Origin of the sequence: Rhizobium sp. H4, assembly GCF_003013335.1 — a bacterium.
GTDB classification, from domain to species: Bacteria; Pseudomonadota; Alphaproteobacteria; order Rhizobiales; family Rhizobiaceae; genus Rhizobium; species Rhizobium sophoriradicis.
Window position 1 is genome coordinate 127,378 of sequence record NZ_PSOW01000017.1, and the last position, 25,286, is coordinate 152,663.

At 63.5% G+C, this 25,286-nt stretch carries 23 protein-coding genes and 2 tRNA genes; 11 read left to right on the forward strand and 14 right to left on the reverse strand.

What is annotated here, in order from left to right:
- Positions 1 to 281: 281 nt before the first annotated feature.
- Genes C4N04_RS24415 through C4N04_RS24425 form a run of 3 tightly spaced genes read right to left on the reverse strand, consistent with a single transcriptional unit; the run spans position 282 to position 3,378 of the window.
- Positions 282 to 2,003 (reverse strand): DUF4166 domain-containing protein, encoded by a 1,722-nt coding sequence (locus C4N04_RS24415; protein ID WP_106797210.1) that lies wholly within the window; start codon positions 2,001 to 2,003, stop codon positions 282 to 284.
- A complete protein-coding gene (locus tag C4N04_RS24420) occupies positions 2,000 to 2,449 on the reverse strand; it encodes a DCC1-like thiol-disulfide oxidoreductase family protein (protein ID WP_106797211.1) in 450 nt (149 codons plus the stop codon). Before C4N04_RS24420 ends, C4N04_RS24415 begins: the two co-directional genes overlap by 4 nt.
- A 20-nt stretch (positions 2,450 to 2,469) precedes the next feature.
- Entirely contained in the window at positions 2,470 to 3,378 is a 909-nt protein-coding gene (locus C4N04_RS24425) for an MBL fold metallo-hydrolase (protein ID WP_106797243.1), read from the reverse strand.
- A gap of 165 nt (positions 3,379 to 3,543) precedes the next feature.
- On the opposite strand from C4N04_RS24425, the gene C4N04_RS24430 reads away from it, so the two are divergent.
- Positions 3,544 to 3,618: transfer RNA gene (locus tag C4N04_RS24430), tRNA-Gln, on the forward strand.
- 164 nt (positions 3,619 to 3,782) lie between these two features.
- On the opposite strand, the gene C4N04_RS24435 is transcribed toward C4N04_RS24430, so the two are convergent.
- Together C4N04_RS24435 and C4N04_RS24440 are read right to left on the reverse strand one after the other, a co-directional pair.
- Complete coding sequence (locus C4N04_RS24435; RefSeq protein ID WP_106797212.1) at positions 3,783 to 4,118, reverse strand: Rap1a/Tai family immunity protein; 336 nt, start codon at positions 4,116 to 4,118, stop codon at positions 3,783 to 3,785.
- Positions 4,119 to 4,131: 13 nt separating this feature from the next.
- Entirely contained in the window at positions 4,132 to 4,860 is a 729-nt protein-coding gene (locus C4N04_RS24440; RefSeq protein WP_106797213.1) for a hypothetical protein, read from the reverse strand.
- 31 nt (positions 4,861 to 4,891) lie between these two features.
- Here C4N04_RS24440 and C4N04_RS24445 point away from each other — a divergent pair, with 31 nt between their 5' ends.
- Positions 4,892 to 5,146 (forward strand): hypothetical protein, encoded by a 255-nt coding sequence (locus tag C4N04_RS24445; protein WP_106797214.1) that lies wholly within the window; start codon positions 4,892 to 4,894, stop codon positions 5,144 to 5,146.
- A gap of 211 nt (positions 5,147 to 5,357) precedes the next feature.
- Here the strand turns inward: C4N04_RS24445 and C4N04_RS24450 are convergent, their stop codons facing one another.
- The gene (locus C4N04_RS24450; RefSeq protein ID WP_106797215.1) at positions 5,358 to 6,137 is read right to left on the reverse strand and encodes an SDR family NAD(P)-dependent oxidoreductase; all 780 of its coding nucleotides are present in this window, start codon (positions 6,135 to 6,137) and stop codon (positions 5,358 to 5,360) included.
- 526 nt (positions 6,138 to 6,663) lie between these two features.
- Complete coding sequence (locus C4N04_RS24455) at positions 6,664 to 7,278, reverse strand: TetR/AcrR family transcriptional regulator (protein WP_106797216.1); 615 nt, start codon at positions 7,276 to 7,278, stop codon at positions 6,664 to 6,666.
- Positions 7,279 to 7,389: 111 nt separating this feature from the next.
- Between C4N04_RS24455 and C4N04_RS24460 the strand changes: the two genes are divergently transcribed.
- The 3 genes from C4N04_RS24460 (at position 7,390) to C4N04_RS24470 (ending at position 11,891) form a co-directional block, all read left to right on the forward strand.
- Positions 7,390 to 8,076: a PspA/IM30 family protein gene (locus C4N04_RS24460; protein WP_106797217.1), complete on the forward strand. Its 687-nt coding sequence runs from the start codon at positions 7,390 to 7,392 to the stop codon at positions 8,074 to 8,076.
- A gap of 43 nt (positions 8,077 to 8,119) precedes the next feature.
- On the forward strand, positions 8,120 to 8,401 hold the full coding sequence (locus C4N04_RS24465; protein ID WP_011424367.1) for a YiaA/YiaB family inner membrane protein: 282 nt from the start codon (positions 8,120 to 8,122) through the stop codon (positions 8,399 to 8,401).
- Between the two features lie 94 nt (positions 8,402 to 8,495).
- Positions 8,496 to 11,891, forward strand: coding sequence for an acyl-[ACP]--phospholipid O-acyltransferase (locus tag C4N04_RS24470; protein WP_106797218.1), 3,396 nt, complete (start codon positions 8,496 to 8,498; stop codon positions 11,889 to 11,891).
- Positions 11,892 to 12,589: 698 nt separating this feature from the next.
- Here the strand turns inward: C4N04_RS24470 and C4N04_RS24475 are convergent.
- Positions 12,590 to 12,874, reverse strand: a complete 285-nt coding sequence (locus C4N04_RS24475; RefSeq protein ID WP_106797219.1) for a GIY-YIG nuclease family protein — start codon at positions 12,872 to 12,874, stop codon at positions 12,590 to 12,592.
- A 1,135-nt stretch (positions 12,875 to 14,009) separates the two neighbouring features.
- On the opposite strand from C4N04_RS24475, the gene C4N04_RS24480 reads away from it, so the two are divergent.
- Positions 14,010 to 16,985, forward strand: a complete 2,976-nt coding sequence (locus C4N04_RS24480; protein ID WP_106797220.1) for an NAD(P)-dependent oxidoreductase — start codon at positions 14,010 to 14,012, stop codon at positions 16,983 to 16,985.
- A gap of 140 nt (positions 16,986 to 17,125) precedes the next feature.
- On the opposite strand, the gene C4N04_RS24485 is transcribed toward C4N04_RS24480, so the two are convergent.
- Positions 17,126 to 19,057: an adenylate/guanylate cyclase domain-containing protein gene (locus tag C4N04_RS24485; RefSeq protein WP_106797221.1), complete on the reverse strand. Its 1,932-nt coding sequence runs from the start codon at positions 19,055 to 19,057 to the stop codon at positions 17,126 to 17,128.
- Positions 19,058 to 19,420: 363 nt separating this feature from the next.
- Positions 19,421 to 19,828 carry a hypothetical protein gene (locus C4N04_RS24495; protein WP_106797223.1) on the reverse strand — a complete coding sequence of 136 codons (408 nt, stop codon included), beginning with the start codon at positions 19,826 to 19,828 and terminating at the stop codon, positions 19,421 to 19,423.
- 262 nt (positions 19,829 to 20,090) lie between these two features.
- Between C4N04_RS24495 and C4N04_RS24500 the strand changes: the two genes are divergently transcribed.
- The 3 genes from C4N04_RS24500 (at position 20,091) to C4N04_RS24510 (ending at position 21,794) form a co-directional block, all read left to right on the forward strand.
- Positions 20,091 to 20,167: transfer RNA gene (locus C4N04_RS24500), tRNA-Pro, on the forward strand.
- A 725-nt stretch (positions 20,168 to 20,892) separates the two neighbouring features.
- On the forward strand, positions 20,893 to 21,351 hold the full coding sequence (locus C4N04_RS24505) for a hypothetical protein (RefSeq protein ID WP_106797224.1): 459 nt from the start codon (positions 20,893 to 20,895) through the stop codon (positions 21,349 to 21,351).
- 203 nt (positions 21,352 to 21,554) lie between these two features.
- Entirely contained in the window at positions 21,555 to 21,794 is a 240-nt protein-coding gene (locus C4N04_RS24510) for a DUF982 domain-containing protein (protein WP_096762552.1), read from the forward strand.
- A gap of 13 nt (positions 21,795 to 21,807) precedes the next feature.
- On the opposite strand, the gene C4N04_RS24515 is transcribed toward C4N04_RS24510, so the two are convergent.
- The 4 genes from C4N04_RS24515 to C4N04_RS24535 form a co-directional block, all read right to left on the reverse strand.
- Complete coding sequence (locus C4N04_RS24515) at positions 21,808 to 22,257, reverse strand: type II toxin-antitoxin system VapC family toxin (protein WP_106797225.1); 450 nt, start codon at positions 22,255 to 22,257, stop codon at positions 21,808 to 21,810.
- Positions 22,254 to 22,505, reverse strand: a complete 252-nt coding sequence (locus C4N04_RS24520) for a type II toxin-antitoxin system Phd/YefM family antitoxin (protein WP_086156438.1) — start codon at positions 22,503 to 22,505, stop codon at positions 22,254 to 22,256. Before C4N04_RS24520 ends, C4N04_RS24515 begins: the two co-directional genes overlap by 4 nt.
- Before the next feature lie 255 nt (positions 22,506 to 22,760).
- The gene (locus C4N04_RS24525; protein WP_009995067.1) at positions 22,761 to 23,024 is read right to left on the reverse strand and encodes a hypothetical protein; all 264 of its coding nucleotides are present in this window, start codon (positions 23,022 to 23,024) and stop codon (positions 22,761 to 22,763) included.
- 794 nt (positions 23,025 to 23,818) lie between these two features.
- Positions 23,819 to 24,466, reverse strand: a complete 648-nt coding sequence (locus tag C4N04_RS24535; protein ID WP_009995064.1) for a S24 family peptidase — start codon at positions 24,464 to 24,466, stop codon at positions 23,819 to 23,821.
- A gap of 83 nt (positions 24,467 to 24,549) precedes the next feature.
- Here C4N04_RS24535 and C4N04_RS32250 point away from each other — a divergent pair, with 83 nt between their 5' ends.
- The gene (locus C4N04_RS32250; protein WP_096762549.1) at positions 24,550 to 24,783 is read left to right on the forward strand and encodes a hypothetical protein; all 234 of its coding nucleotides are present in this window, start codon (positions 24,550 to 24,552) and stop codon (positions 24,781 to 24,783) included.
- A 224-nt stretch (positions 24,784 to 25,007) separates the two neighbouring features.
- On the forward strand, positions 25,008 to 25,274 hold the full coding sequence (locus C4N04_RS24545) for a hypothetical protein (protein ID WP_106797226.1): 267 nt from the start codon (positions 25,008 to 25,010) through the stop codon (positions 25,272 to 25,274).
- Positions 25,275 to 25,286: the final 12 nt, after the last annotated feature.

Below are 25,286 nucleotides of genomic sequence, written 5' to 3' on the forward strand. Positions count from 1 at the left end.
ACCAGTGGCCAGCCCCGTCCTTCGAGGCTTCGCCCTATGGGCTACGCACCTCAGGATGAGGCTGGAGAGAGGGCGCGCCATCAGGCTGGAGAGAGGGCGCGCCGTGGCTGCCACGGCACACCGCAGAGAGGCTGGCAGGTGCCACGCACAACGATCAGCCCTCATCCTGAGGTGCCCCGCAGGGGCCTCGAAGGACGAGGGCGGGTGGCACCAGTGGCCAGCCCCGTCCTTCGAGGCTTCGCCCTGTGGGCTACGCACCTCAGGATGAGGCTGGAGAGGGCTCACTCCAGCACCAACCACCCCGAATACCGCACCACCAGCCCGGTCAGCCGCCCGCCGATCTCGACATGAAAATGAAACCGGCCATCGCGCTCCTCCTCGTAAGTATCGCCGCCGGGCGCCAGGGATAGCGGCAGCGGGATGCCGAGAAACCGCCAGCCGCGCACTACAAGCCGCAGCCTGTCGCCCTCCGGCACCAGCGCCAGCAGCACCCGGAACGGCCCGAACACCTCGGCGAGCAGCTGGCGCTCGCGGCCGGTGCCCGCCGCCTGCCAGCTGCGGAATGTCTTGCCCGCGAAAGACCGCGTCCAGATCTCCCCGTCGCCATCGGCGGCAAAGCGCACCGCGACCGGCACATCCTCGCCCGCCGGGGGAAAGCCGATCACGCCGGCGACGAGCCGGGCGAGCAGCCCGCCGTCGCGCTCGATCCGCGCCCGGCCGGAGGCGAGGCGCGTGCCGCCGGCATGGATCGCGGCAAGGGCGGGCGGCAGCTGCTCAAAGGCGCTGCCGAGAATGCGCCGGTAGAGCGGCAGCGGCTCCTCCTCGTAGTGCAGCCGGATGCCCGAGGTGATCTTGAACCGCCGGAAGGCCGCTTCGAAATCCGCAAGCGACAACTCCCCCGCCGCCGGCCGCGCGCCACTCTCGGGCCGGATGCCTTCAAGCAGCCGGCGCACCAGCGCCTCGACGCCGATGACCGGGATGAACGGCCCGTCATCGCCTTCGGCAATCAGGTCCCAGCTGGATGTGATCCGCCGCCCCTCGCGATCGAGCCCGCCGGCGCGCACGAACATGCCGCCGCGATGAGCGCCAAGGGCGAAGCGGTGGCTGGCTTCCTGCAGCACCCTGGAAAACGGCCTAAGCGACGGCAGCAGCCGGAGGCGCACCAGCCGGGCGGCAAGCCCAAGCAGCCGCTGCAGCGCCTGCGGCTCGGTGCCGACGCCGGTGAAGGTCGATTGCAGGCCGGGAACGTGCTGCGGCAGCAGCGCAAGATCGGGCGCATCGACCAGCAGGAAATTCCGGCTGGCGAGCGGCGCCACGCCGGGCGGCGCGATCGTCACCCGCATGTCGTCGATCAGCCCCGACCCTGCGGCCGGCTGCCCCTCGCGCAGCAGCGCCACCGGCTTGCCGGCATAGCTTGCGATCGCCCTGACGACATTGAGGCCGAGCTTGACATGCGCCGACGGGGCAATGCCCGCCGCCACGCTTTCGATGCGGGAGAACTGCGGCGCCATCGCCGCGAGTGCTGCGAAGGAGAGCGCCGGCAGGCTGCTGAGGCCGGAGAGCGCAAAGGTGCCCTTCGCCTTCGCCTCGGCATCGAGCCCGCTGATGCCGGCGACGAAGCCGGTGCTGTCGGCAAGATCGGCATAATCGATATCGAGCCCGATGCAGGCGCGCACGACCTTATAGGGGTCTTCCCCGAAACTCTGGAACGGCCCCGAGGCATCGATGACGAGATCCGGCCGCAGCCGCGTCAGCTGCTCGACGAGATCGCCGTCACGATCGAAGGCCACCGCCTGCAGCCACGCGCCGAGATCGTTGCCGCCGAGGCGCCCGGCCCAACCTCTCGGCGAGCGCAGCTCCGCCACGAAATCGTCCGCCTTTTCGAGCGAGCGTCCGGCGATCAACAGCCTGAGCCTGGGTTCATCGCCAAGCAGTCGGGCAAGCCGCCCGCCGAAGGTGCCGTAACCGCCGATGATCAGCAGCGAGAGCCGGCCGGCGCTCATGTGATGAACCGGCTGCGCTGCTCCGCCGTCGGCACCATGCAGCTCTGCCGGCCGGCGATCTTCAGCCGGTTGCGGGCGATGAATTCATAAAGCACATCGGCAAGGCGGCGCGGCAGCAGGCGGAAGACCTTCACCAGCGAATAGGGAAAGCCGAGGCCGGCCACCATGCGGATCGTACCGTCAGACTTGAAGAAGGCGCGGCCGTTCTCGATGAGGATATTGGTTTCATAATCGCGCTCATTCAGCCCATAATGCCGGTAGAGCGCTGCGCCGAGCGGCGTCTGGGCGGCAAGGAAGCGGTATCGCCGCTCTCTGTCGTGCTTCAGCGCGAATTTCACCCAGCCGGAGCAGAAGACGCATTCGCCATCAAAGATGATCAGCGGCTGGTCATCGGCAAAGTCAGGCACATCGGGATCGTTGCGATAGCTGTAAGCGGCGCGCGTCATGGTAATCTCCCCACTCCCGCTTACAACAGCCGGTAGGTGGCGGCAAGCGAAGGCGGCCCATCCGCGGCGATCTCGCCGCGCTCGACGAGATCCTCGATATGGGCGAGCACGGAAAGTGCGGCCGCGCCATGCAGCTTCGGATCGGTATCGCGATAGATCGCCTTCACCATCTCGGCAATCGTGCGGTCGCCCGCCCGGATGCGCTCGAGGATCGCCCGCTCGCGCCTGAGGCGATGCGCCTTCAGCGCTGGCAGGAAGGCGGCGGGCTGCGTGACCGGCCCGCCATGGCCGGGCAGCAGCAGGCGGTCGGCGCGCGCCATCAGCCGCTCGAGCGAGGCCATGTAATCGGCCATCGAACCATCCGGGGGTGCCACGATCGAGGTCGACCAGGCCATGACATGATCGCCCGAGAACAGGATATCGCGGCCTTCGAGCGCGAAGGCGGCATGATTGGCCGTGTGCCCCGGTGTCGGCACCGCCGTCAGCGCCCAGCCATCGCCGGATAGGGTCTCACCGTCACCGAGCGCGATATCCGGCACGAAGGCAAGATCCGAGCTTTCGGAAAAGGGATTGATCTCGCCATCCCGGAGCGGCCGTGCCGGCCGGTGCGGCCCCTGGCCCACCGTCACCGCCCCCGTTGCCGCCTGCAGCCGGCGGGCAAGCGGCGAGTGGTCGCGATGCGTGTGGCTGACGAAGATATGCGTCACCTCACGGCCGGCAAGAGCCGCAATCAGCGCCTGGTAATGCGCCTCGTCCTCCGGCCCGGGATCGATGACCGCGACCGAGGCGGCGCCGACGATATAGCTGTTGGTGCCGTAAAAGGTGAAAGGCCCGGGATTCTCCGCCGTGATCCGCTCGACCCCGGGCGCCACCGGCACGGCGCGCCCATAGGCCGGCTCGAAAGCAAGGTCGAATGCGGGGCTTTCCATGAAGGCGATGATCTCGCGGCCGATGACGTCGCCCATTCCTAGCACGGGCCTTGGCACTCTGCAGCGCATAAATCTGCGCGAGGGGCAACTTAGTCATTGTGACAGACGGAGAGCTTTGCTAATCAGGCGTCGATTTGAGCCGGCGCTTAGCGCCGAAAGCTCTGGTGGGGCGTAGCCAAGCGGTAAGGCAGCGGTTTTTGGTACCGCCATCCCCTGGTTCGAATCCAGGCGCCCCAGCCACACTATCATTTACATAAAACAACCAGGTAGAAATAAATTAGCCAGCGTTAACCGCATCGGTTTTCCGCTGCACGCCCGAACGGGGTGGGCCTGCGCGAGACTATTTTCCCTTTCGCCGCATTGGCAGCGTCCCATGCGTCACCGAGTCAATGGCGTTTTGGCTATCACTCATTGCAAGGCCAAGTGCCGTGCATCGCGGACCACATGGCCTGATCCGCATTCATATTCAGCGTCAGGTTTTTCGCTTTAGTTGCTATATACTCGCACAGCACATCACGAGCCCATTGCGGTCTCATTCCGTTCGGATAGCAGATGCCATGCGGGTCGGTGTCGTGTTGCTGACGATCCACCCAACCTACGATGTAAGCAAGGGCTGCATCTTCCTTCCCATCGCAAAGCCCGAGCAAATAAAGCGCCGACGGGTGCATTTCCTGTTGCGCTTGCACTTTCCCGACACACAGAGCAAACCCGGTCACGACACGGAATAGTAACCTCTGCAAGCTGTCCTCCTGGTCAATTGGACATTGCCCACTCATCGAAGCGCTCGCCGAGTAAGGCCATGCGCCAAAACTCGTTTGCGCTGTTCAAGAAGATCCGCTCCTGGTCGTCTAGGCTGGAATTGCCACCGCTTACGGCCAGACGTGCGTCCTCAACGAATGCCTTTGCGCTGTCCGTAAGACGGAAGAGATGGTTATACATCGGCTTTGCGTCCAGTTCCTTCATAAGGGAATGCGCCATGAATATATCGCGGAAAGCCTTCAAGGTCTTGAGGCCTCCGCGCCCGAATTTTCCCTTGAACGTTTCGGAATAGTTGGCGGAAACGCGTTCGAGCGCCTTCTCACAATCACGCTCGAAGATACCGGCATAGGCATGCGAGTCAAGCCAATTGCGGGCTCGGGCTTTGAGAGCTGTTTGGCAACGCTTCTGCCTAAGTAACCGGATCGCAAGCGGGATTGATGCAACATCCCGCTCGTTGGCATGCCTGCTCCGATTCCCGACGTCGTAGAGCCGAGCGAGGTGCATGGCTAGATCGAAAGCCAAGCTTTGCATGATGGTATTGAAGGCGTCGGCGCCGGGTAGCGCCTTTTCGGGTAACGTCTGTATAAGCGCATTGCCGGCTTCCATCGTCGCTTCAATTCGGATCGCATTGACGATGTTGCGATATAGAATTGGAATCATCGTATCGAGTCGGGCGATTGCGTCGGCCTTGGACAATAGCACCGTCTTTTTCTTTTTGGCCATATGATACCCTTGATTCGAGGCGGGGAAACCAATGGCGACTTTAACCGGCACTTCAAAGCAAATGGAAGATCAGGCGCGCGAGCTCACAGACAGCGAGCTCGCTGAAATCGCCTACATGAACGATAGCCCTCAAGCGCTGAAAGCTCGGGGAGAAATTGCCCGGCGCGCCAAGCGGGACAGCGACAGAATGCTATGCTGGGCAAAGATCGCGGGCGTGTTCAGCATTATTGCCGTCGTCTTAGCCGTATTGACTGCTATCATTCCCTGGATGACTTCCAGGGCATGAACAAAAGGGCCGATGCGAAGTCTTTTCGGATTTGCGGTGGAGCTCCTTGGCGCGAGATCCGTTTTGTAGGTCGCTATCGTAGCATTGATTTTCGGCTGCACTCGGTGTCGGGCCTCACGCGGTTCACGCCCGCGAGAAGCATTTGTGGCCGCTGCGATTTCGGCAGCCTCGATGAGAATTGCCATCCTGAATATCGAAGTTGTCTCGTGCCTTACCCCCGCTCCGCAAACAGCCGAACCTCCGTCAGCTCCGCCAGCCTCCCCACCAACGCATCCTGAAACCCGACATCACCCACCTCCGCCGCCGCCTCGCGCCGCTGCCGATGATACCAGTACCCGCCGCTCACCTTGGCGGCGCCATCATCGCTCGTCGCCAGCCACGTCTGCGTGAGATGCCCCATCTCCAGATCATCCGGCGCGCCGCCGCCGCCCATCTTGGTCGGCACCCAGCCGGGGTCGACGGAGTTGCTGAGGACATCCGGCCAGTGGCGGGCGAGGGTGGCGGCGAGGGTGGCGATGTAGAGCTTGCTCTCCGAATAGGCCTGGCTGGCGTTCCATGGCCGCCGCTTCCAGTCGATATCGTCAAGGCTGCTGCCGCCGCTGCGGTGCATGCCGCTCGTGAGATAGATCAGGCGGTCGGGGCGGGTGATCCAGGCGGTGAGGAGATAGGGGGCGAGCACGTTGACCGCCAGCGTCTTGGCGTGGCCATCCGGCGTTTCGCCGCGGCTGCGCTCGAGGTAGATGCCGGCATTGTGGATGACGGCGTCCATGCGGCCGATGGCGTTGACCTGTTCGGCGATGGAGCGCGTCTCGGCGGCGCTGGCGAGATCGCCGATGACCAGGCCGAGGGCGGCGGCTGATGTCTCTGCGATGGCGGCGGCGCGCTCGCGGGAGCGGGCGTGGAGGACGACGTCATGGCCTTGGCTGATGAGGGTGCGGGCGGCGGCAAGCCCGAGGCCATCGGTGGAACCGGTGATGAAGATGCGGCTCATGGGGGTTCCTTTCGCGTGCGGCGGGGTGGGGGCAGAGTGCTTGGGTGGGGGTGCTTGGGTCAAGCCCGGGGGTGACGGAGGGTGGGGAGGGGGATTGGATGGAGGCGAGAAGTGGAGCGAGTCCGGCCAGAGTGCGGGTGCGGTTTTTGCAGGCCGGTTCCCACATACTCCGTCATCCTCGGGCTTGACCCGAGGATCCATGCTGCGAGTGCGGTGTTGGCCGTCGGCACTGGGAATGGCAGGGGGCATCCTATCCGTGAACGTGTGCACGTCGAGTGCTCCGTGTGGATCCTCGGGTCAAGCCCGAGGATGACGGAGAGTGGGGTGAGGCTTCGGCTGGAGCCGCAATGCCGGCAGGCGGATGAGGGGCGGGCCCCAAGCAGCCGGCATGGGTCCTCGGGTCAAGCCCGAGGACGACGGAGGGTGGGGGAGCGTTGCTGCCAAACCCCCCCGCTCACGCGCCTACTTCCGGCCGTCAGCTCGCCGGTCGCACTCACACTTCCCGCCGTCAGATCCGCTACCGACCTCACTCCCGCTCCCTTCGCCGCTCCGCCCCGGCCGCGATCGTCTGCACCAGCTCGTCCACCTCGCGCGCCAGCCGCTCCAGCGGCAATCCCACGAAGCGGCCCTCGAGGCTGATGCTGACCACGCCGTGGACGGCGCCGAAGAGGGTGCGGGCGCGGATGGCGCGGTCTTGCGGCGGCATGTCGGGCTGCAGTTCGGCGAGCGGCTCGGCGATCACGTCCATCAGGAAGAGGTGTTCGTCGAGGTGCCATTGCGGCGTCGGGCTGGTGTCGGGGGGGAAGTGGTCGAACAGCGCTTTCCAGAGGTTGCGGTGCTCGACGGCGAAGGCGAGGTAGCCCTGGGCGAGGTTGCGCAGGCGGTCGGTCGGGCTTTTGTCTCGGGCTTCGGGAAGCGTCAGCCTGGCTTCCAGCGCCTTCAGCGTCGAGGAATTGACGTGGATGACGAGCTCGGCGAGGTCGGTGAAGACGGTGTAGAGGCCGCCGAGCGCGCAGCCGGCGTCCTGGGTGATGTCGCGGGCGCGCAGATTACCAAGCCCGTCGCGGGCGATGCGCTCGCGCGCCGCCTCGATCAGCCGCGCCTTCAAATCCTCGCGTTTTTCTTCTCGCCTGCCGGCCATTCACCATTCCACTTCGATTTTTTGAACGACGTTCAAAATTTATCTTGAACGTCGTTCATGATTCTGCCATAACAGCACTCGTGAACAACGTTCATAAACCGGAGGCAAGAAATGTTCAAACTGATTTCCATTCTTTTGCGGGGCAGGGCGCATGATGCCGAGCAGGCCTTTGCCGATCGCCACGCCGTGCCGCTGCTGGCCCAGCAGATCCGCGATGCCGCCCAGGCGATCCAGTCGGCGCGCCGCAGCGTCGCCGTCGCCATCGCCCAGAACGAGCAGGAAAAGGCGCAGCATCAGACGATCGTCGGCCGCATCGCCGATCTCGAGAGCCGCGCCTGCGCGGCGCTGGATAAGGGCAATGAGGGCCTGGCCCGCGAGGCGGCCGAGGCGATCGCCTTTCTCGAGGCCGAGCGTGATGCCTCGGTGGCGGCGCAGGCCCAGTTCACCACATCGATCGGCAAGCTGAAATCAATCGTGCGCGCGGCCGAGGCGCGGCTGCAGGAGCTGCAGCGCGGCGAGCGGCTGGCGCGGGCCACCGAGCAGGCGCAGAAGCTCGATGTCGTCGTCGCCGGCCCCGGCCTTGCCACCCTCGACGAGGCCGAGGAGACGCTCGCGCGGCTGCGTCTGCGCCAGAGCCAGAACGAGCTGACGGCGGCCGCACTGAAGGACATGGAAAGCACCACGCGGCCGGCCGGCATCATCGAAAAGCTCGCCAATGCCGGCTGCGGCGCGCCGCTCACCGCATCGGCCGATGACGTGCTTGCCCGGCTGAAGAGCCGCATCACGCCGGCCGCCTGATTTCATCCATCCATTCACCCCTAAAAATTGAAGGGTCACTGCTATGAACGACAGTTTCCAGAAACACTCCGCCAGCTGGGTCAGCTTCTCCTACATCTCCTTCGGCGCCGCCGCCTTCATGCTGGCGCTCGGCCTTTACATGATGCCGCTCGATCTCTGGGGCAAAGGCTATCTCGCCATGGGCATCCTGATGCTGGTGCAGACCACGGTGAACATCACCAAGACGCTGCGCGACAATGCCGAATCCGAGAAGCTGATCCGCAAGGTCGAGGATGCCCGCACGGAAAAACTGCTCGTCAAATTCAATCGTAGCGATGAAGATTGATCTTCCTTAACCACAGCGCAGAGTTGTTGCCGCATTCAACCAATGGGTAACAACTCTGTGGCCTTCTCGAGCTGCCGAAAGAGGGACCAAGCCCGTGCAACACAATCTGATGACGTCTAGGAAATTCGCGCCGCTGTTCTGGACCCAGTTCCTCACGGCCTTCAACGACAATTTTCTGAAGAACACGCTGGTGTTCCTCATTCTCTTCAAGATGTCGGCGAGCGAAGGCGCTGCGCTGGTGACGCTTGCCGGCGTCATCCTCATCGTGCCCTTCCTGCTGCTTTCGGCGCTCGGCGGCGAGCTTGCCGACAAGCACGACAAGGCGAAGATCGCCGAACTCTTGAAACGCTGCGAGATCGCCATTGCCGCCCTTGCCGTCGTCGGCCTCGGCTTCTCCTCGATTTTTGTGCTGATGGTCGCGCTCTTCGGCTTCGGCACCGTCTCGGCGCTGTTCGGGCCGATCAAATACGGCATCCTGCCCGATCATCTCGATCGCCGCGACCTGCCGAAGGCCAATGCCTGGATCGAGGGCGGGACCTTCATCGCCATCCTCGCCGGCACGATCATCGCGGCACTGGCGTTTTCGAGCGGCGACAATGTGCTGCTGTTCGGCTCGATGATGATGGGGCTGTCGCTGCTCTGCTGGCTGGCCAGCCGGATGATCCCGCCGACCGGCTCCAAGGCGCCGGATCTGCAGATCGACCTCAATGTCATCCGCTCCAGCTACACCCTCGTCCGGGAAATCCGCGAGGACAAGCGGCTGTGGCGGTCGGCGCTGATGAACTGCTGGTTCTGGCTGGTCGGCGCCTTCGTGCTGTCGATCCTGCCGACCATGGTGACCGAGCTGCTCGGCGGCTCCGAGCTCGTCGTGCCGGCCTATCTCACCGTCTTCGCCATTGCCGTCGCCGTCGGCTCGGCCATTGCCGCCTGGATGTCGTCCGGCCGCATCGTGCTCTTGCCGGCCCCGGTCGGCACGGCGCTGCTCGGCCTATTCAGCCTCGATCTCGCCTGGAACCTCTGGGGCCTGGCCTCGACCGCCCATGCAACGACGATCCTCGATTTCTTCGCCGGTCAAAACACCATCCGCGTCGCCATCGATCTCGCCGGCATGGCGATCGCAGGCGCCTTCATCGCCGTGCCCACCTTCGCCGCGCTGCAGACCTGGGCGCATGAGGACCGCCGCGCCCGCGTCATCGGTGCCGCCAATGTGCTCTCGGCGCTGTTCATCACCGTCGGCCTCGGCCTCGTCGCCGTCATCCAGGCGCTCGGCGCGTCCATCCCTCAGATCCTGATCGGCCTCGGCATCCTCAATTTCGCTGTCGCCTGGCTGATGCTGAAGACGCTGCCGACCAATCCCTTCCGCGATTTCATCTCGATCCTGTTCCGCGCCTTCATGCGCCTCGAGGTCGAAGGGCTGGAGAATATCAAGAAGGCCGGCCGCGCGCCGATCATTGCACTGAACCATGTCAGCCTGCTCGACGGCGCCTTGGCGCTCGCCATCACCGAGGAGGAGCCGACCTTCGCCGTCGATTACAAGATCGCCCAGGCCTGGTGGGTGCGGCCCTTCCTGAAAATGTGCAAGTTCCTGCCGCTCGACCCGACCAAGCCGATGGCGACGCGCTCGCTGATCAAGGTGGTGCAGGACGGCAGCCCGATCGGCATCTTCCCCGAGGGCCGCCTGACGGTGACCGGCACGCTGATGAAGGTCTATGACGGCGCCGCCATGGTCGCCGACAAGACCGGCTCCATGGTCGTGCCGGTCAAGATCGACGGGCTGGAGAAGAGCTATCTCTCCTATCTCGGCGACGGCAAGATCCGCCGCCGGCTGTTCCCCAAGGTCAAGGTCACCATTCTCGAGCCGGTGAAGCTCGAAGTAGCGCCGGAGCTGAAAGGCCGCAAGCGCCGCACGGCGGCAGGCGCCGCGCTCTATCAGGTGATGTCGAACCTGTTGTTTCGCACCGCCGATACTTCCTCGACCGTGCTCGAACGCGTCATCCGGGCCGGCCACGAATTCGGCATGGGCAAGCTTGCGGTCGAAGATCCAGTCACCGGCCGGCTGACCTATGGCAAGCTCTTGACCGGTGCCGCCGTGCTCGGCGCCAAGTTCCGCGACCGTTTCCCGGAGGCAAACATCGGCGTCCTGCTGCCGAATGCCAATGGCGCCGCCGCCACCATTCTCGGCGTCATGAGCGCCGGCAAGGTGCCGGCCATGCTGAACTTCACCGCGGGGGCCGCCAATATCCTCTCCGCCTGTAGGGCTGCCGAGGTGAAACATGTGCTGACCTCGCGCGCCTTCGTCGCCCAGGCCAAGCTCGGCGCGGTTGTCGAGGAATTGCAAAAGCAGGTGACGATCGTCTGGCTCGATGATCTGAGAGCCGAGATCGGCGCGCTCGACAAGATCCGCGGGCTGCTGCGCAAGGGCCGGCCGCTGGTGAAACGCCGGCCGGATGATCCGGCCGTCATCCTCTTCACCTCGGGCTCGGAGGGCACGCCGAAGGGCGTGGTGCTGACCCACCGCAACATCCTGTCGAACGCCGCCCAGGCCGCCGCCCGCATCGATTTCCACAGCGGCGACAAGGTGTTCAACATCCTGCCCGTCTTCCATTCCTTCGGGCTGACGGCCGGCACCGTGCTGCCGCTGATCTCGGGCGTGCCGGTCTATTTCTATCCGTCGCCGCTGCATTACCGCATCGTGCCGGAGCTGATCTATGTCTCCAACGCCACGATTATCTTCGGCACCGACACCTTCCTCAACGGTTATGCCCGCACCGCGCATCCTTACGATTTCCGCTCGATCCGCTATATCTTCTCCGGCGCCGAGCCGGTGAAGGCCTCGACCCGCAACACCTATATGGAAAAATTCGGCCTGCGCATCCTGGAAGGCTATGGCGTCACCGAGACCGCGCCTGTCATCTCCATCAACACGCCGATGTACAACCGCTCCGGCACGGTCGGCAAAATCCTGCCGGGCATGGAATGGAAGCTCGAACCGGTGCCCGGTATCGATGAGGGCGGCAGGCTGCATGTGCGCGGCGCCAATGTCATGGCCGGGTATCTCCGCGCCGAAAAACCCGGCGTGCTCGAGCCGCTCGCCGATGGCTGGCACGATACCGGCGACATCGTCACCATCGACGAGGACGGCTTCGTCAAGATCCGCGGCCGCGCCAAGCGCTTCGCCAAGATCGGCGGCGAAATGATCTCGCTCGCCGCCGTCGAAACGCTCGCCGCCGAACTCTGGCCGGGGGCGCTGTCGGTCGTCTCCTCGCTGCCCGACCCCAAAAAGGGCGAACGCCTGGTGCTGCTCACCGAAGCCGAAACCGCCACCCGCGCCGAATTCCTCGCCTTTGCCAAGTCGAAGGGTGCGATGGACATGATGGTCCCGGCAGAGATCACCATCGGCAAGGTGCCGGTGCTCGGTTCCGGCAAGGTCGATTTCGTCGCGGCGCGCAAGCTGGCGGAGAGCGTGGCCGAGAAGGGGGAGGCGGCGTAGGCGTGAGTGGGATGCAGGGGAGGGCACCACCTCTCCTGCGTCAACCGGATCACCACCTCCCTCCGTCATCCCAGGCTTGACCCTGGGATCCATGCGGCTGGCACTGGGTGGACTGAGATGGCGCCCCGTTGCAGAATAATAGAAGTCCGCGTCCTTGGTCGTGGATCCCAGGGTCAAGCCTTGGGATGACGGAGAGTGTGGCTGGCGTTGTCGCCAAACGCACCGGCGATGCAGTTGGCGGCGTCCCACTCGCTTGATCGCGCCCGGAACAGCTTGTGGTCCCAGCACCACCTCTCCACCGCCAAAGCGGCACTACCTCTCCCGCGCCATCCACGCACCACCTCTCCTCCGTCATCCCAGGGCTTGACCCTGGGATCCATGCGGCTGGCACCAAGTGGACCGCGATGGCGCCCCGTTGCAGAGGAATAGAAGTCCGCGTCCTGGGCGGTGGATCCCAGGGTCAAGCCCTGGGATGACGGAGAGTGTGGCTGGCGTTGTCGCCAAACGCACTTACGACGCAGTTGGCGGCGCCTCACTCGCTTGATCGCGCCCGGAACAGCTTGTGGGTCCCAGCACCACCTCTGCTCCGTCGACCCCGGCACCACGCCTCCATCAAGCCAAGCACCACCTCTCCTCCGTCATCCCAGGGCTTGACCCTGGGATCCATGGGAGGGGCACGACAGGAGACGAAAGCGGCATCACCAGAGCGTCAAATAGAGATCATCCCATAGGGGATTGAGCGACTCGACCAGATCAATCTTCCATTGCCGGTTCCAGCGTTTCAACGACTTCTCGCGCTGTATCGCACTGCCGATGTCCCAATGCTCCTCATACCAGACGAGACGGGTGCAGCCATATTTCCAGGCAAAGCCGGGCGTCCGCCCCTCACGATGTTCATAGATGCGGCGCTCCAGATCGGATGTCACGCCGATATAGAGGGTGCCGTTTTTCTGGTTCGTGACGATGTAGACATATCCCGCCATGCCGGCAGAGTGCTTGGTTGTGGATCCCAGGGTCAAGCCCTGGGATGACGGAGAGTGTGGTTGGCCTTGTTGCCAGACGCACCGGCGATGCAGCCGGCGGCACCACCTCTGCCCCTCCATCGCGAGCACCACTTCTCCTCCGTCATCCCAGGGCTTGACCCTGGGATCCATGCGGCAGGCACCAGGTGAAAAGCGTAGGCGTTCCATGCAGAGAATTAGAAGTCCGCGTGCTTGGTTGTGGATCCCAGGGTCAAGCCCTGGGATGACGGAGTGTGTAGTTGGCTTCGTTGCCAGACGCACCGACAACGCAGTTTGCGGCGCCGCGCTCGCGGTTCGTTTCATCGCGTCCGGCGCGGCTTTTGGTCCCAGCACCACCTCTCCACCCCAACGCGGCACTACCTCTCCCGCGCCATTCAGGCACCACCTCTCCTCCGTCATCCCAGGGCTTGACCCTGGGATCCATGCGGCTGGCACTAGGTGGATCGCGAAGGCGCCCCACAGCAGAGAAATAGAAGTCCGCGTGCTTGGTTGTGGATCCCAGGGTCAAGCCCTGGGATGACGGAGTGTGTAGTTGGCTTTGTTGCCAGACGCACCGACAACGCAGTTTGCGGCGCCGCGCTCGCGGTTCGTTTCATCGCGTCCGGCGCGGCTTTTGGTCCCAGCACCACCTCTCCACCCCCCAACGCGGCAACACCTCTCCACCGTCAATCCAAGCATCACCTCTCCTCCGTCATCCCAGGGCTTGACCCTGGGATCCATGCGGCAGGCACCGGGCGAACAGTGAAGGCGTTCCATGCGGAGAAATAGAAGTCCGCGTGCTTGGTTGTGGATCCCAGGGTCAAGCCCTGGGATGACGGAGGGTGTGGTTGGCTTTGTTGCCAGACGCACCGGCGATGCAGCTTGCGGCACCACCTCTGCCGCGCCGTCCCGGGCGCCACTTATCCTCCGTCATCCCAGGACCGCCGATCTCCAGGCAGGAAAGCGCGTCGCGTCCCGCTGCCCATACGCGCCATCATCAACGATACGGCCCCCAATGACGCGTTTCGCCTCTCCTGCGGCGCATATGAGGTTGTCTCGCCCGAGCAGTCGCTTCACCATGAAGGCAACTTCAGCTCCGCAAACAGACAGGCAGGCCATGACAGATATCGCGCAGATGCAGGAACAGCGATTGAACGCCCTTCGACAGACTGCGTCGGGCGCGCCGAAGCTGCCGTCCAACCCGTTTTTCGGCGTCGGGCCGATCACCGATGCGACGACGGATGAAGGCGATAGCCGCCTGCGGCGCATCGCCTTCGACGCCTGGATCGAGAAGACCTATCGCAAGTTCGACGACAGGGGCAACGATATCGGCGGCTTCACCACCGCCGAGATTTCCCGCAGCATGCATCGTGGCTATCCGGCCGATAAGATCCTCACCGACATGATGCGGGCGATCCATCGCTATTTCGGCTTTCCCAAGACGAACCGCATGGCGGTCGGGCTCGGCGGCGGCCATAGCGGCTTCACCGTCTGCATCCAGCACCTGATGAATGCCAACGACGCCGGCCAGCGCATCTATGTCGATACGCCGCGGCCGGAGAGCGATCCGTCCAAGGCCGCCGGCTTCTTCCGCCAGTCCTGGGCGACGCAGCTGATCGAGATGCAGCGCTTCGCCGAAAAGGGCTGCGAGAGCCGCATCCATTTCGCCGCCTCCGAGGGGGTGATCCCGACGGCGGCCGAGCTGTCGGCGCTTGGCGTGTCGATCTTCGTCGGCGTCGGCCACGAGACGACAGGCGCCAATGCCTATACCAGCGCCGAAATCCACGAACTTTTGAACTGGCTCGACGGCGATCCGGCCAACCGCCATGCGGTGTTCGACGCCACCTCGATGCTCGGCGCCATGCCGTGGGAGCCTGAGCTGGTCAGCGCCGTGATGGCGAAGTGCTGCCTGTTCATGCCCTTCCAGAAGGCGATCGGCGGCATCTCCGGCTATTTCGTCGCCTCCTTCACCCCGCATGCTCTGGCGCTGATCGAGAAAAACCAGCAGGATCCGGCCTGGGCGATCCCGCGCCAGCTGAAGATCGCGCCGCCGATCGATCCCCGGCAGCCGTTTTCGGCCAAGCGCTCCGTCGATGCCGGCCCGTTCTACGATCCGGCCGAAGACCGCATGCTCGGCGGCGTCATCAATACCTATAGCGCGCTCGCCTTTGCCGAGACGACCTTTGGCCTGCTGCAGTCGGAAGCCCGGGTCGGCTCCGTTGTCGAGCTCAACCGCCGATCCGCCGCCAATCGGGCGGTGATCGACGAATGGGTCAAGTCGCACCCGCTGCTGTCGCTGACCGTCACCGATGCCGAGCGCCGCGGCGCCGCCGTGACGCTGCTGAAGGTCGAGGACGACGGCATCACCGATGCCGGCATCCACGCCCGCATCATCGCCCGTTCCAAGCAGCTGCTCGGTTATGAGGGCATCACCCATCCGAACGGCGAATATGAGCCCGGCCTCGACGCCGCCCGCTACGTCAACGCCTTCCCGGGCACCCCCGGCGATTACCGCGCCTGGGTCGGCGGCATCCGCGAGCCGGACGATGTCGTGGCGCTCCTGGAAAACCTGCAATATGCCTATCTCAGAGCCAAGATCGTCGTGCTCGAGGAGGAACTGGCAAAACACGGCGTCACCTTCGAGGCCCCCGCCAAGGCCGATGGCGCCGTGCGCAAGGACGATCCGAACCGCGCCTATACGGTGCTGATCGCCGATCTCGTCGGCCTGCGTTTCGGCGCCGACGGCGAGCCTGATTACAGCGAGGTCAAGGCCTATATCGAGGAGAAGGGCGGCAGCTTCCATCTCGGCCCGATCGGTGATCGTGCAAGCCTCGAAAAGGGCCGCATCCATTTCTTCTATCAGCCGAACCTCAGCACCGAGGCGGAGATCCTGCCGCAGACCGACAAGGGCCAGTATGACGCGCTGATCGCGGCGGCGACCTTTATCCCGAAGTCCTCCGTCTTCCCGCTCGGCGGCGTGCGCATCGGCGCCGGCACCGGCAATATGGGCTCGGCCTCCTGGGGCGGCGGCAATGGCGAGGGCGGCGATGCGCCCCTGATGAACACGCCCGGCATCAACAGCCGGGCGACCGCCCAGATGGCTTTCAAGGCGATCCTGAAGGTCGTGCCCGACCTGCCGGTCGACCGGCTGCACCGGATGGTCGCCGGCGGCGATTTCGATACCGGCCGCCAGCTCAAGGATTTCCCGACGGCAAAGCTCGAGGGCCGCAAGCTTGCCGTTCTCGGCTACGGCAATATCGGCCGCGAAGTCGCCAAGCTCGCCAAGGCCTTCGGCATGAAGGTGGCGATCTATGCCCGCGAGCATCACAAGCGCTGGATCGAGGCCGAAGGCTTCGACTATGCCGCAAGCCCGCTCGAAGCGGCAGCCGGCGCCGACGTGCTCTCCGTCCATATCGGCCTCGGCCGCCTGGACGCCGCGACCGGCACCTATTCCAATGCCGGCACCGTCGATGCGCAGGTGCTCGGCGCCATGAAGGACGGCGCAGTGCTCGTGAATTACGACCGCGGCGAAGTCGTTGATCCCTATGCCCTCGATGCGGCACTTGCCTCCGGCAAGATCGCCCATGCCGCGATTGACGCCGACCTCTTCAGGGATGCCGCGACCGGCAAGCTCAGCGGCCCGATGCTGCCCTACCTGCCGCTCGAGGAGCGTCACAAGGGCCGGCTGGAGCTCCTGCCCCATGCCGCCGCCGACACCGACCACCCGTCGCGGGTGACCGGCGCCAAGCAGGCGGTCGACCAGATCTTCGACGTCATCCGCTTCAAATCCGTCGTCAATCTCAAGGGCGACCTGCCGGAAGGTTACGTCTCCGGCGGCAGCCGCACCCCGGTCGGCATCGGCAAGGTGACGAAACAGGTCGTGGCTGAAGCCGGCGGCAAGGCGGAACTGCTCGAGGAATTGCGCCAGGTCTCGGAAAAGATCGCCGCCATCACCGGTGCGCTCTCGGCCGTTTCCGACCGGGGGCACCAGGCGCAGATCGTCGAGCGTTACACCGGCCTGCTGGTTGAAAGCGCCGACCGGCAGCGGGCGCTGTTCGACCAGCTCGGCCTCTATGGGCCGGCGGAGGGGTGAGCTTTAGCGGCGGCTCGGCACAACGTCACACATTCGTTCCGTGCCTCTGTGCTCGAGGCCATTGGCCTCCGGGCGCGACGACTCCGGTCTTATGCAGCAACAGCCACCAGCGGCTCGCAAGCGGGTTGCACAGCGCTATTCTATGGTTTGCGGGGAGGGTTGGTCTTCTCCGCCTCGCATTCCGGCAGTCGCACGGGTTTGGCGAGTTTCGCCAGCGCCTCGGGCTTGGCGCATGCCGGGAAGCCGGCGAGCGGCATCGTCTCTATGAAGCGGTTGCGCTCGATTGTGCTGAGGCCGGGTTCGTTGATCATGCTCTCGACGGTCACGTCCGGGTGCTGCTTCAGAGCTTCCATGGCTGAAGCTTTGGCCTCATCGGTTCGCCCGAGTGCCGCAAGTGCGCTGCTGCGGACTACCCAGGCCCACCTTTGGTAGTTGTTGGGCGTCATACGATCCAGCATCGTCACCGCGTCCTGATGCCGCCCGGCCATGAAATAGGCCGGTGCGAAGAAGTTGGATGCCCACATCGGATAGTTCGGGTCGAGCCGCATGACCTTGTCGACCATTTGAGCGCCGCGTTCCGGCTCGTTAAAGCGGGCGGAAAAGCCGCTGTAAAACGTCAGGATCTCGGACGAGCCCGGCGCCAGGCGAAGGGCGGTGTCGAATTCCGACTTGGCACGGCCCATGTCGCCCTTGTCGGCAAGGCTCATGGCAAACACAACGTGGGCTTCAGCATCGCGCGGATCAAGGCGCACCGCGCGTTCGGCCGCATCGGCAGCCGCCTTGCGGTTGCCCTCGTAATCGACGCCAAACACGCCCAATATTTGATGAGCGTGGTAAAGTTCGACCCAGCCCCGTGCCAGCCCCGGGTCCAGCTCGACGGCGCGGCTGAGAAAGGTGACGGCCTCCTCCAAATCGGCCTTGGTGAAATTTTCAATCTTCTCGGTACCGAGAAGATAATAATCATAGGCATTCAGGTTTTCAGGCCGTTTGCGTTTGGCTGCAGCCCGCCCGGCCTCCTGAATCAGTCCCATGCCGCCGCCGAGGCGGTTGGCGACCTGCTCTGCGATTTCGGTCTGAACAGCGAACACGTCCTCAGCGGGCCGGTCCCAATTCTCCGACCAAAGATGGCGGCCGGTTTTGGCATCGATCAACTGCGCCGTGATCCTTACCCGGCCGCTCTGCCGCTGGATCGAGCCTTCCATGACGAAGCCGACATGGAGCGCACTTGCGACCTGGCGGGCATCCACCGGCTTGCCTCTATAGGCTTCCGTCGAATTGCGCGCCACCACCTCGAATTCGGGAAATCGTGCGAGGTCGGTGATGACGTCCTCGGTCAGGCCATCGGCCAGACGCCCGCTCGCTTCGTCGCCGCCGTAATTGTTGAAGGGCAGCACCGCCACCGACGGCTTGCCGCTCAGAGGTTCCGGCTGGAGGAACCACCAGGCGGCCCCGCCGCCTGCCAGAGCCAAGGCGACGATCGCCGCCGCAACCGTTTTGGCCGAGCGCGATCTCATTGCGAGAAACGGGCGATGCGCCCGTTTGCCGTCGAGCCTCAGCCGATACATCCGCACCGGGCGGCTGATGTTCCTGACCTGCTGCTCGCCGGCGAAATCGAGCGGCCAGTCGAGTTTGCCCTGGAGATGATCATATGCCGTGCCCGACACCATGACGCCCCCCGGATCAGCCAAATGCTCCAGCCGCGCGGCGACATTCACCCCATCTCCATAGAGATCGCCATCCACCAGGGCGACGTCGCCGAGATTGATCCCGACGCGGAACACGATACGCTCAGCTTCGGGCAGGTCGGCATTGCGTTCCGCCACGCTCTTCTGAAACTCCGCGGCGCAGGCAACTGCATCAACCACGCTGTCGAAGGCGACGAGCGTGCCGTCGCCCATCAGCTTGATGACGGTGCCATGGCGCTCGGAAATGGCGGGATTGATCAGTTCGGCGCGGATGGCCTTCAGTCGCCTGATGGTGCCGGCCTCATCGGCCTCCATCGCCCGGGAGTAACCGACCATGTCCGCCGCCAGGATCGCGAGCAGCTTCCGATCGAGTGCGAGGGTGCTCATCATCGTTGCCTTGCATGAACATGCAACAGTGTCGGCAGTCTACACCCGAGGAAGCGCCGCAACCAGCACATCGCCAAAACGGCATGTCCGCTTGCGGCGGAAAATGGCCACGAACTGGCTTCGGCCTCGGCAAATCTCGGGTCGAACCGGACAGGACAAGCTCAAAAACGAGGAAAGGGGGATGGCTGAGCTTATTGTGGCTCGAGGCGGCACTCGGGCCGCCTGCTGCTCGAACAGGATGATTTTAGGCCCGGTTGGCCTAAAATCTGAATCCTGTTCTATATTAAAGAGTTGGAGCATGATGTCGTCCGAAAACCGCTCACACTTTTCGGCATCATGCTCTCATCCCATACGAACCGTCCGTTACTTCTGTTCGGGCGCCAGGAACTCTGCGCAATAGGACGGGCCGTTGACACCGGGGATGTCGGCGACGGTGCGGATGTCGCGGATCGTGTAGTCGGAGTTGGTGGTGATTTCGGCGTGGCAGCGCAGATAGGCGGTGCGGGCGGCGGCGATCTGCTTGCCGCGCTTGCCGTCGGCGCCCTCGGCATATTTGGCCGGAATGCGCACGGTCTTGTAGCCGCCGCGCCAGGTATAGATAGTGCTCGAACCTTCCTCGCGGTCGCTGATCGGCGGCCCGTAGGCGGCAAAGAAGATGCCGGCCGATTTGCCGACCCAGCGGGCCTCGATCGGATTGCCGGCGGAAGGAATGGTCGTGCATCCGGCAAGCGCAATGGCAAGCCCGGCCGCGGTGATGGTGCGGAGTTTCATTGTGTCGTCCCTGATCTCTGGCGCAGTGGCTGCGAAGCCGCCGTCGCGGCGGTTTCGCCTGTCCCGCCGAGCCCTTTAGCGCGGAACCCGGCAAAAGAAAATTGCCGCTTTCGCACTTCCGATTAATTTGCCCAGGGTGTGTCTTTTTGCTGCAGCAGCTCCTTCCGGCCCCTGTCATCAACCCGTCAAAAATTCCCTCGGATTTTTGAAATTTGGCGCTTGTGCAACCAGATAGGCTGTTCTATAGAAGCGCCGCTGGTCACGGAGTGTAGCGCAGTCTGGTAGCGCACCACGTTCGGGACGTGGGGGTCGAGTGTTCGAATCACTCCACTCCGACCAGCTAGAAACCCCGCTCCGGCGGGGTTTTTCGTTTTCGCTGATGCAGCCTTGGATATCCGGCAGCGACGGTGGCAATGAATGGCCACTTCTTTTCCCCTGCGCAGCCAGAGATGAAGTAAAATGCCGGCCGCGAACAAAGAACTGCAAGCGGTCGTCGCGGAGCTCCATTTCCGTCTACCATTGGGGAACTAATGCCGGGCGCAGGCCGTTGGGGGCGTGGCGGAGATCTGCGTAGTCCCCTTGCCGACGGCGTACGGTTGACTGCACTGAGAGAATCAGAAAAACTTCCGGGTGAACTCCACCCGGCCCGACTCGAACTCCCCAAGGAGCAAGCCGAGAGATCTCCGGAGAGCAATCCGGTCGCGCTTCCGATACAGGCGCTTCGTTCGCGGTGAACGTATGCACCGCTTCGACCGGCATTCGCATTGCCATTGAACTGACAGATCTGTCTTAGGCTTTAACAGCCTGGGTGCTCAGGCATGTTCTCCGAGGATAGAACATGCGCATCACATATCTGCGCGGCAAAGGTTTCAAGATTGAAGTCGAGCCGGCATTTATTACCGCTGCGATCACACTGATCCAGCTTTTGATGTAGGAAGTGGGCCGGCGCGAATGCCGGCCTGCTACATCTAGCATCGGAACAGAACACGCCGTTTATTGCGTTTCTCTAATGTTCTGTCACCATTGTTTCAGGAGGGGTTGATTCGAACCGTCGGAGCTTTGAAATGAGCACTGGCATTTTCGGACTTCTCTCGGCGCCAGCGCGCGACCGATTCCATTATTGGCAAGGACGATCGGGTCAATGGTGGATCACCACAGTCTTCCCCTTGCTATCGTCGCACGTTGGCGACGCGTCGGTCTATCTAATGGTTCGGAGAGATGCTGAGGGTCGCGCTCACCCGCTTTACGTTGGTCAAACATCCGACACCGCGCGGCGGATGGAGGAGCACTTGCATGTTAATGTGCTGCGGGCAATAGGCCTGGGCGGCAACGAACTCCACGTTCATCTACTGGCGAAAACTAAGGCAGAGCGCTTCTCGATCGAAACCGATCTGCGCAACGGTCACGACACGCCGCTTAATCGCCAGCCTAGCTCTGCGGGTCTTGGTGGTTTGTTTGGGTTGGGCGCGAGCTATCGAAACGAGCAGCAACATGAGTCCCTTCTCGGACGATCAGGCGTGTAAAAGACCGCGCTTCATAGCCCGCCCTATCACGTGCGTGAATTCCGTCATTCTCTGTTTAAGCACCGTAACGAACGGGATCTTCGCCGATTTCCGTCAATGCCCTCGGCGAGAGTGGACATCAGCTTTATGCGCCGCACTCCGAATCAACCGGAACGAGTCCCAAAGTGATTCGTTGAGTCGCGTTCCGTGTGAGATACTGGGCCATGAGCAAGCGGCGAAGCTTCAAACCGGTGAAGATCACCATTAATGGCAAGACCAGGACCGTTTATAACGTCGTCCAGGCCGGCAATATGCTGTTGAGCGAGTGGCCGGAGCAGACGCCAGCGGCCAAGGCTGCCGAGTTGCTTGTGCTTGACGTCTTCAACGATGCCGCCGGGCCCGAGCAGGTGCGCCGCGCCTTCATAACGGCGGCCAAGGCGAGCGACATCAAGTTCAGTTCATGAACGGTTTAGCCGATCACGCCGGCCGGAAAGCGGCCGGAAGATCGACGGGCACATCAAGCGGCTGGAAATGCCGCAGATTTTCGGTGACGACGGTGAGGTCATAGGCCCGCGCCGTCGCGGCAATGATGAGATCGCCGAGGCCGGGATGGCAGCCCTTGCTTTCCGCCTCATCTTCCAGAGCGCCGGCGACCCGCGCGACGACGGTATCCATCGGCAATATCCGATCCCCGAATGTGTCGGTGACGACATCAAGCCATTCCGCAAGCCGCTTTGCCCGCTCGATCCCGCCGCGGCGGTGAAGGCTGCGCATTCCCTTCTCGATCTCCGCCACCGAGAGAGCCGAAAGGAAGAGAGCCTCGGCTTGTCCCTGTCCGTGGAACCATCTCCGCACCGGATCGGACGGTGGCGCTTTGCCCGGCGCGAACTTCGAAATGATATTTGTGTCGAGAAGGTAAGCCGTCACAAATCGATGCCCCTCATTCTTGAGGGGTTTCGCTCCAGTTCGACGCCGCCCGGGAAGGTCAACAGGAAATCCCCGAAATTCGGCCGCGGTTTGTTCAAAGCCTTCATGGCAGCCTCGGCGGCTTCGACCGACACCAGCACGGCGGCGGGTTTGCCATGGCGGGTGATCGTCACGAATTCGCCGTTTGCGGCTTCGTCCACCAGGCTGGCGAAACCGGCCTTTGCCTCTGCCACGCTGATTGTCGACATGACGCTCTCCCGATTGATGTGACCATTTATGGTCATAATAGGTTTGCGGACGTTGGAATCAAGGGAAATACCCATCCAGGCGGCCGAAACGATCGCTGCGAGGACGCCGAAGGCGATGCAGGTGAGGGCCTGGATCCGCCAGGAGACGAAGGTGAGCGGCGCCGGGGTGGCGGGCTTTTCCACGCAATGACCGGGCGGGCAGGAGCAGCCGGAAAAGGCCTTGATGATGCAATCGGCCGACATCTCCGTCCTCCCTCAGGCGTAGAGCTGATCGCGGTCGGTGATGCCCATGATCTCGCGGGCATAGCGGTAATGCGTTTCGACGCTGGCGGTGGCGCCGCGCAGCCAGGACGGACCGCGAACCGAATGTTCGGGGCGGCTGAGATAGGCAAAGCCGAGGGCGCCCATGCGCTGGGCTTCGTTCGCCATATAGGCGGCGCAGTCGTCGAGCCCGCGGGCGGCATTCCAGCGGGCGTCCCTGAGGCTCTGCTCGGTCTCGATCTTGCGGAAATGCTGCATTGCTTTGCCCTCTCATGCTGGCTGATGGCAGGTGAGGTCAAGGTATATATAATACCTCTACGCGTCAACAGATCGGGATATAAAAAATACCTCACATGTTGACGGGGTACGAATCATAGGCGTATGGGTGGGTGCAGTGATTGGGCGACCGGGTGCAACTCCCGAGCTGACGAAGCCCAGCGGCGCGGGAAGCGAAAGTCCTTAAGTGCGCTGTCAGAAAATCAGGACGAGGGCGAAGCGAATGGCCCCTCTGGCACGTGTCCCATCCCGGCTCCGGCCTTCAGGACATGGCCAATGCTCCCCCGGCTTCATGGGCTCTGCTCATGGGGTAGGGGGAAGCTTTGGCCGGAACCCTCCCTCACCAGCCTTCAGGAACGGGAAAGAGATGGAAGAGAGAAGGAGGAAAGAGAGATCAGGATACCACGCGCGGGCGGCGGCGGTGACCGAGCTCGGAGGCGCGTCGCGGTCTTTCAGTTTCGATGCTTACGCTCGAAAGCTGGGTGCCAGGCGGGCCGGTGTCGCAAGCGCGCCGCAGGGCTTTGCGCGCGGTGATTTGAAGCGCCGGCGAGACGCCCGATGCGCTTCGATCTTCGCGGCTCCTTCAATGCAGCATCGCCCGCGCGGCGCCGAAAGCGATGAGCAGCACGGGAAGGCTCACGATATAGAACCAAGCTCCGCCGGCGTGTGAGGAAGGGCGTCATCTTGATTCTTTTTCGCAAGAGATTGGCATTTTGCTGGAATTATGAGTTCTATGTCCCGGGATAAATTATGCTTTTCGAGAAAAGCTGGGACCCTCACATCTCGATCACCGAGCGGCGGACGCGGCCGATAATGGTGACGGCGCCCTGGAATTCCGGCGGCGGCACATCCTCGTAGGAGGCGGGCTGGAAAGGCGGATTGTCGTTCGGGCGGTAGCGCTTGTAGGTCGCAGCCCCGGTCTCGTCGGCGACGACATAAAGCGCGTTCGGCGCCAGGCGCTTATCGCGGCGGTTGACGAAAATGATCGAGCCCGGCGGCGAGATCTTGTTCATCGAATTGCCCTCGACCTCGAGCGCGATCCAGTCGCCGTCCGGCAGATCGAGGGCGGCGACCGTCGGGAATTCCGAGAAGTCGGTGATCGGCGCCTGCTCGGTCAGCTGGCCTGCGCTGACCCAGGAGATCTTCGGCACGTCGGCGACGGAGACCGGCCGCTCTTCCGGATCGAGCGCGTCGCCGGTTCCGAACTGCAGCCAGTTGAGATTGACCTTGAAGGCCTTGGCATATTTCTTCGCGTCGGCGATGCCGAAGCCGTTGCGGCCCGACTCATGCGCCTTGTAGACATTGGCGTTCCAGCCGAACCGATCGACGATCGCCTTCGGCCCCGCAAAGCCGGCGTTCTTCCTGGCCATGACCAGACGCTTTGCGCGTTCTTCGCGCTCAAATTGTTCCTGATCTTTCAACATGATATAAATTATACCCTAAAAAAAGGTACATGTAATCCCCTAAATCGCTTGACGTGCGAGGTATTTTGCGTACCCTTATCGCCATGACACAAGCACATATCATCAACAACCGGCCCCGGCTTTCGGGCTTCGCCAATCATCGGGGCGCCCGCTACACCGGCTGCCCGAGCTGCGGCAGGGCGCTGTCGATCGCCGAGGTGATCGAGCGCCATTGCGAAAATTGCGGCCGGCAGACCAATCCGGAAGAGATGCGGCAGACGACGATCTTGCCCTCTTCCTTGCCGATCACCAGATCCGACAGCCTCACTCCTCCCTGACGGCTATCGGTCGCCGGCGTCGCTGCCCTCCCTCGGCGACGCCGGCATCTCCAGGACGCGACTCGTCGCGGCCATAGGGCAACAGCCCTGAGACGACGACCGGAGCCTTGCTCCCGCAACAGAGCCGGCTCCTGTTGTCAGCAGCGAACTCGAAAAATGAAGCACGGCCAAGGCCCTCTTTGCCGGGAGCATCCGGCCGTGTCCGAGGGAAAGAGGATCACGCGATGAGCATCGCCCCAGCCTGTCAGGGCACATACATGAACGCCCTCGAGCTCTTCCGCACCGGCCGCGACTATATCGAAATCTCAGCCATTCTTGGCCTGTCGGTGCCGGCCGTGGAAATGGAGATCCACCGGCTGCGTAGCGCCGAGAAGGGCGACACCGCCCAGGAGGATTACGCCGCCGGCAGGGTCCGGCGGTTTGCCGGCCCCGCCGCCCGGCCGGGCGCTGCAGTCAATTTCGCCGGCGGCCGGCGTCGGCTGCCGGTCTGAGTGGGCGAGCGG

Excerpts from the sequence above, each read along its gene's own strand:
- C4N04_RS24535 (WP_009995064.1), bottom strand. The coding sequence starts at position 24,466 with ATGTTGAAAGATCAGGAACAATTTGAGCGCGAAGAACGCGCAAAGCGT.
- C4N04_RS32250 (WP_096762549.1), top strand. The coding sequence starts at position 24,550 with ATGACACAAGCACATATCATCAACAACCGGCCCCGGCTTTCGGGCTTC.
- C4N04_RS24510 (WP_096762552.1), top strand. The coding sequence starts at position 21,555 with ATGAGCAAGCGGCGAAGCTTCAAACCGGTGAAGATCACCATTAATGGC.
- C4N04_RS24480 (WP_106797220.1), top strand. The coding sequence starts at position 14,010 with ATGACAGATATCGCGCAGATGCAGGAACAGCGATTGAACGCCCTTCGA.
- C4N04_RS24495 (WP_106797223.1), bottom strand. The coding sequence starts at position 19,828 with ATGAAACTCCGCACCATCACCGCGGCCGGGCTTGCCATTGCGCTTGCC.
- C4N04_RS24465 (WP_011424367.1), top strand. The coding sequence starts at position 8,120 with ATGAACGACAGTTTCCAGAAACACTCCGCCAGCTGGGTCAGCTTCTCC.
- C4N04_RS24450 (WP_106797215.1), bottom strand. The coding sequence starts at position 6,137 with ATGAGCCGCATCTTCATCACCGGTTCCACCGATGGCCTCGGGCTTGCC.
- C4N04_RS24445 (WP_106797214.1), top strand. The coding sequence starts at position 4,892 with ATGGCGACTTTAACCGGCACTTCAAAGCAAATGGAAGATCAGGCGCGC.
- C4N04_RS24525 (WP_009995067.1), bottom strand. The coding sequence starts at position 23,024 with ATGCAGCATTTCCGCAAGATCGAGACCGAGCAGAGCCTCAGGGACGCC.
- C4N04_RS24485 (WP_106797221.1), bottom strand. The coding sequence starts at position 19,057 with ATGAGCACCCTCGCACTCGATCGGAAGCTGCTCGCGATCCTGGCGGCG.
- C4N04_RS24545 (WP_106797226.1), top strand. The coding sequence starts at position 25,008 with ATGAGCATCGCCCCAGCCTGTCAGGGCACATACATGAACGCCCTCGAG.
- C4N04_RS24505 (WP_106797224.1), top strand. The coding sequence starts at position 20,893 with ATGAGCACTGGCATTTTCGGACTTCTCTCGGCGCCAGCGCGCGACCGA.
- C4N04_RS24415 (WP_106797210.1), bottom strand. The coding sequence starts at position 2,003 with ATGAGCGCCGGCCGGCTCTCGCTGCTGATCATCGGCGGTTACGGCACC.
- C4N04_RS24520 (WP_086156438.1), bottom strand. The coding sequence starts at position 22,505 with ATGTCGACAATCAGCGTGGCAGAGGCAAAGGCCGGTTTCGCCAGCCTG.
- C4N04_RS24460 (WP_106797217.1), top strand. The coding sequence starts at position 7,390 with ATGTTCAAACTGATTTCCATTCTTTTGCGGGGCAGGGCGCATGATGCC.
- C4N04_RS24440 (WP_106797213.1), bottom strand. The coding sequence starts at position 4,860 with ATGGCCAAAAAGAAAAAGACGGTGCTATTGTCCAAGGCCGACGCAATC.
- C4N04_RS24455 (WP_106797216.1), bottom strand. The coding sequence starts at position 7,278 with ATGGCCGGCAGGCGAGAAGAAAAACGCGAGGATTTGAAGGCGCGGCTG.
- C4N04_RS24475 (WP_106797219.1), bottom strand. The coding sequence starts at position 12,874 with ATGGCGGGATATGTCTACATCGTCACGAACCAGAAAAACGGCACCCTC.
- C4N04_RS24420 (WP_106797211.1), bottom strand. The coding sequence starts at position 2,449 with ATGACGCGCGCCGCTTACAGCTATCGCAACGATCCCGATGTGCCTGAC.
- C4N04_RS24425 (WP_106797243.1), bottom strand. The coding sequence starts at position 3,378 with ATGGAAAGCCCCGCATTCGACCTTGCTTTCGAGCCGGCCTATGGGCGC.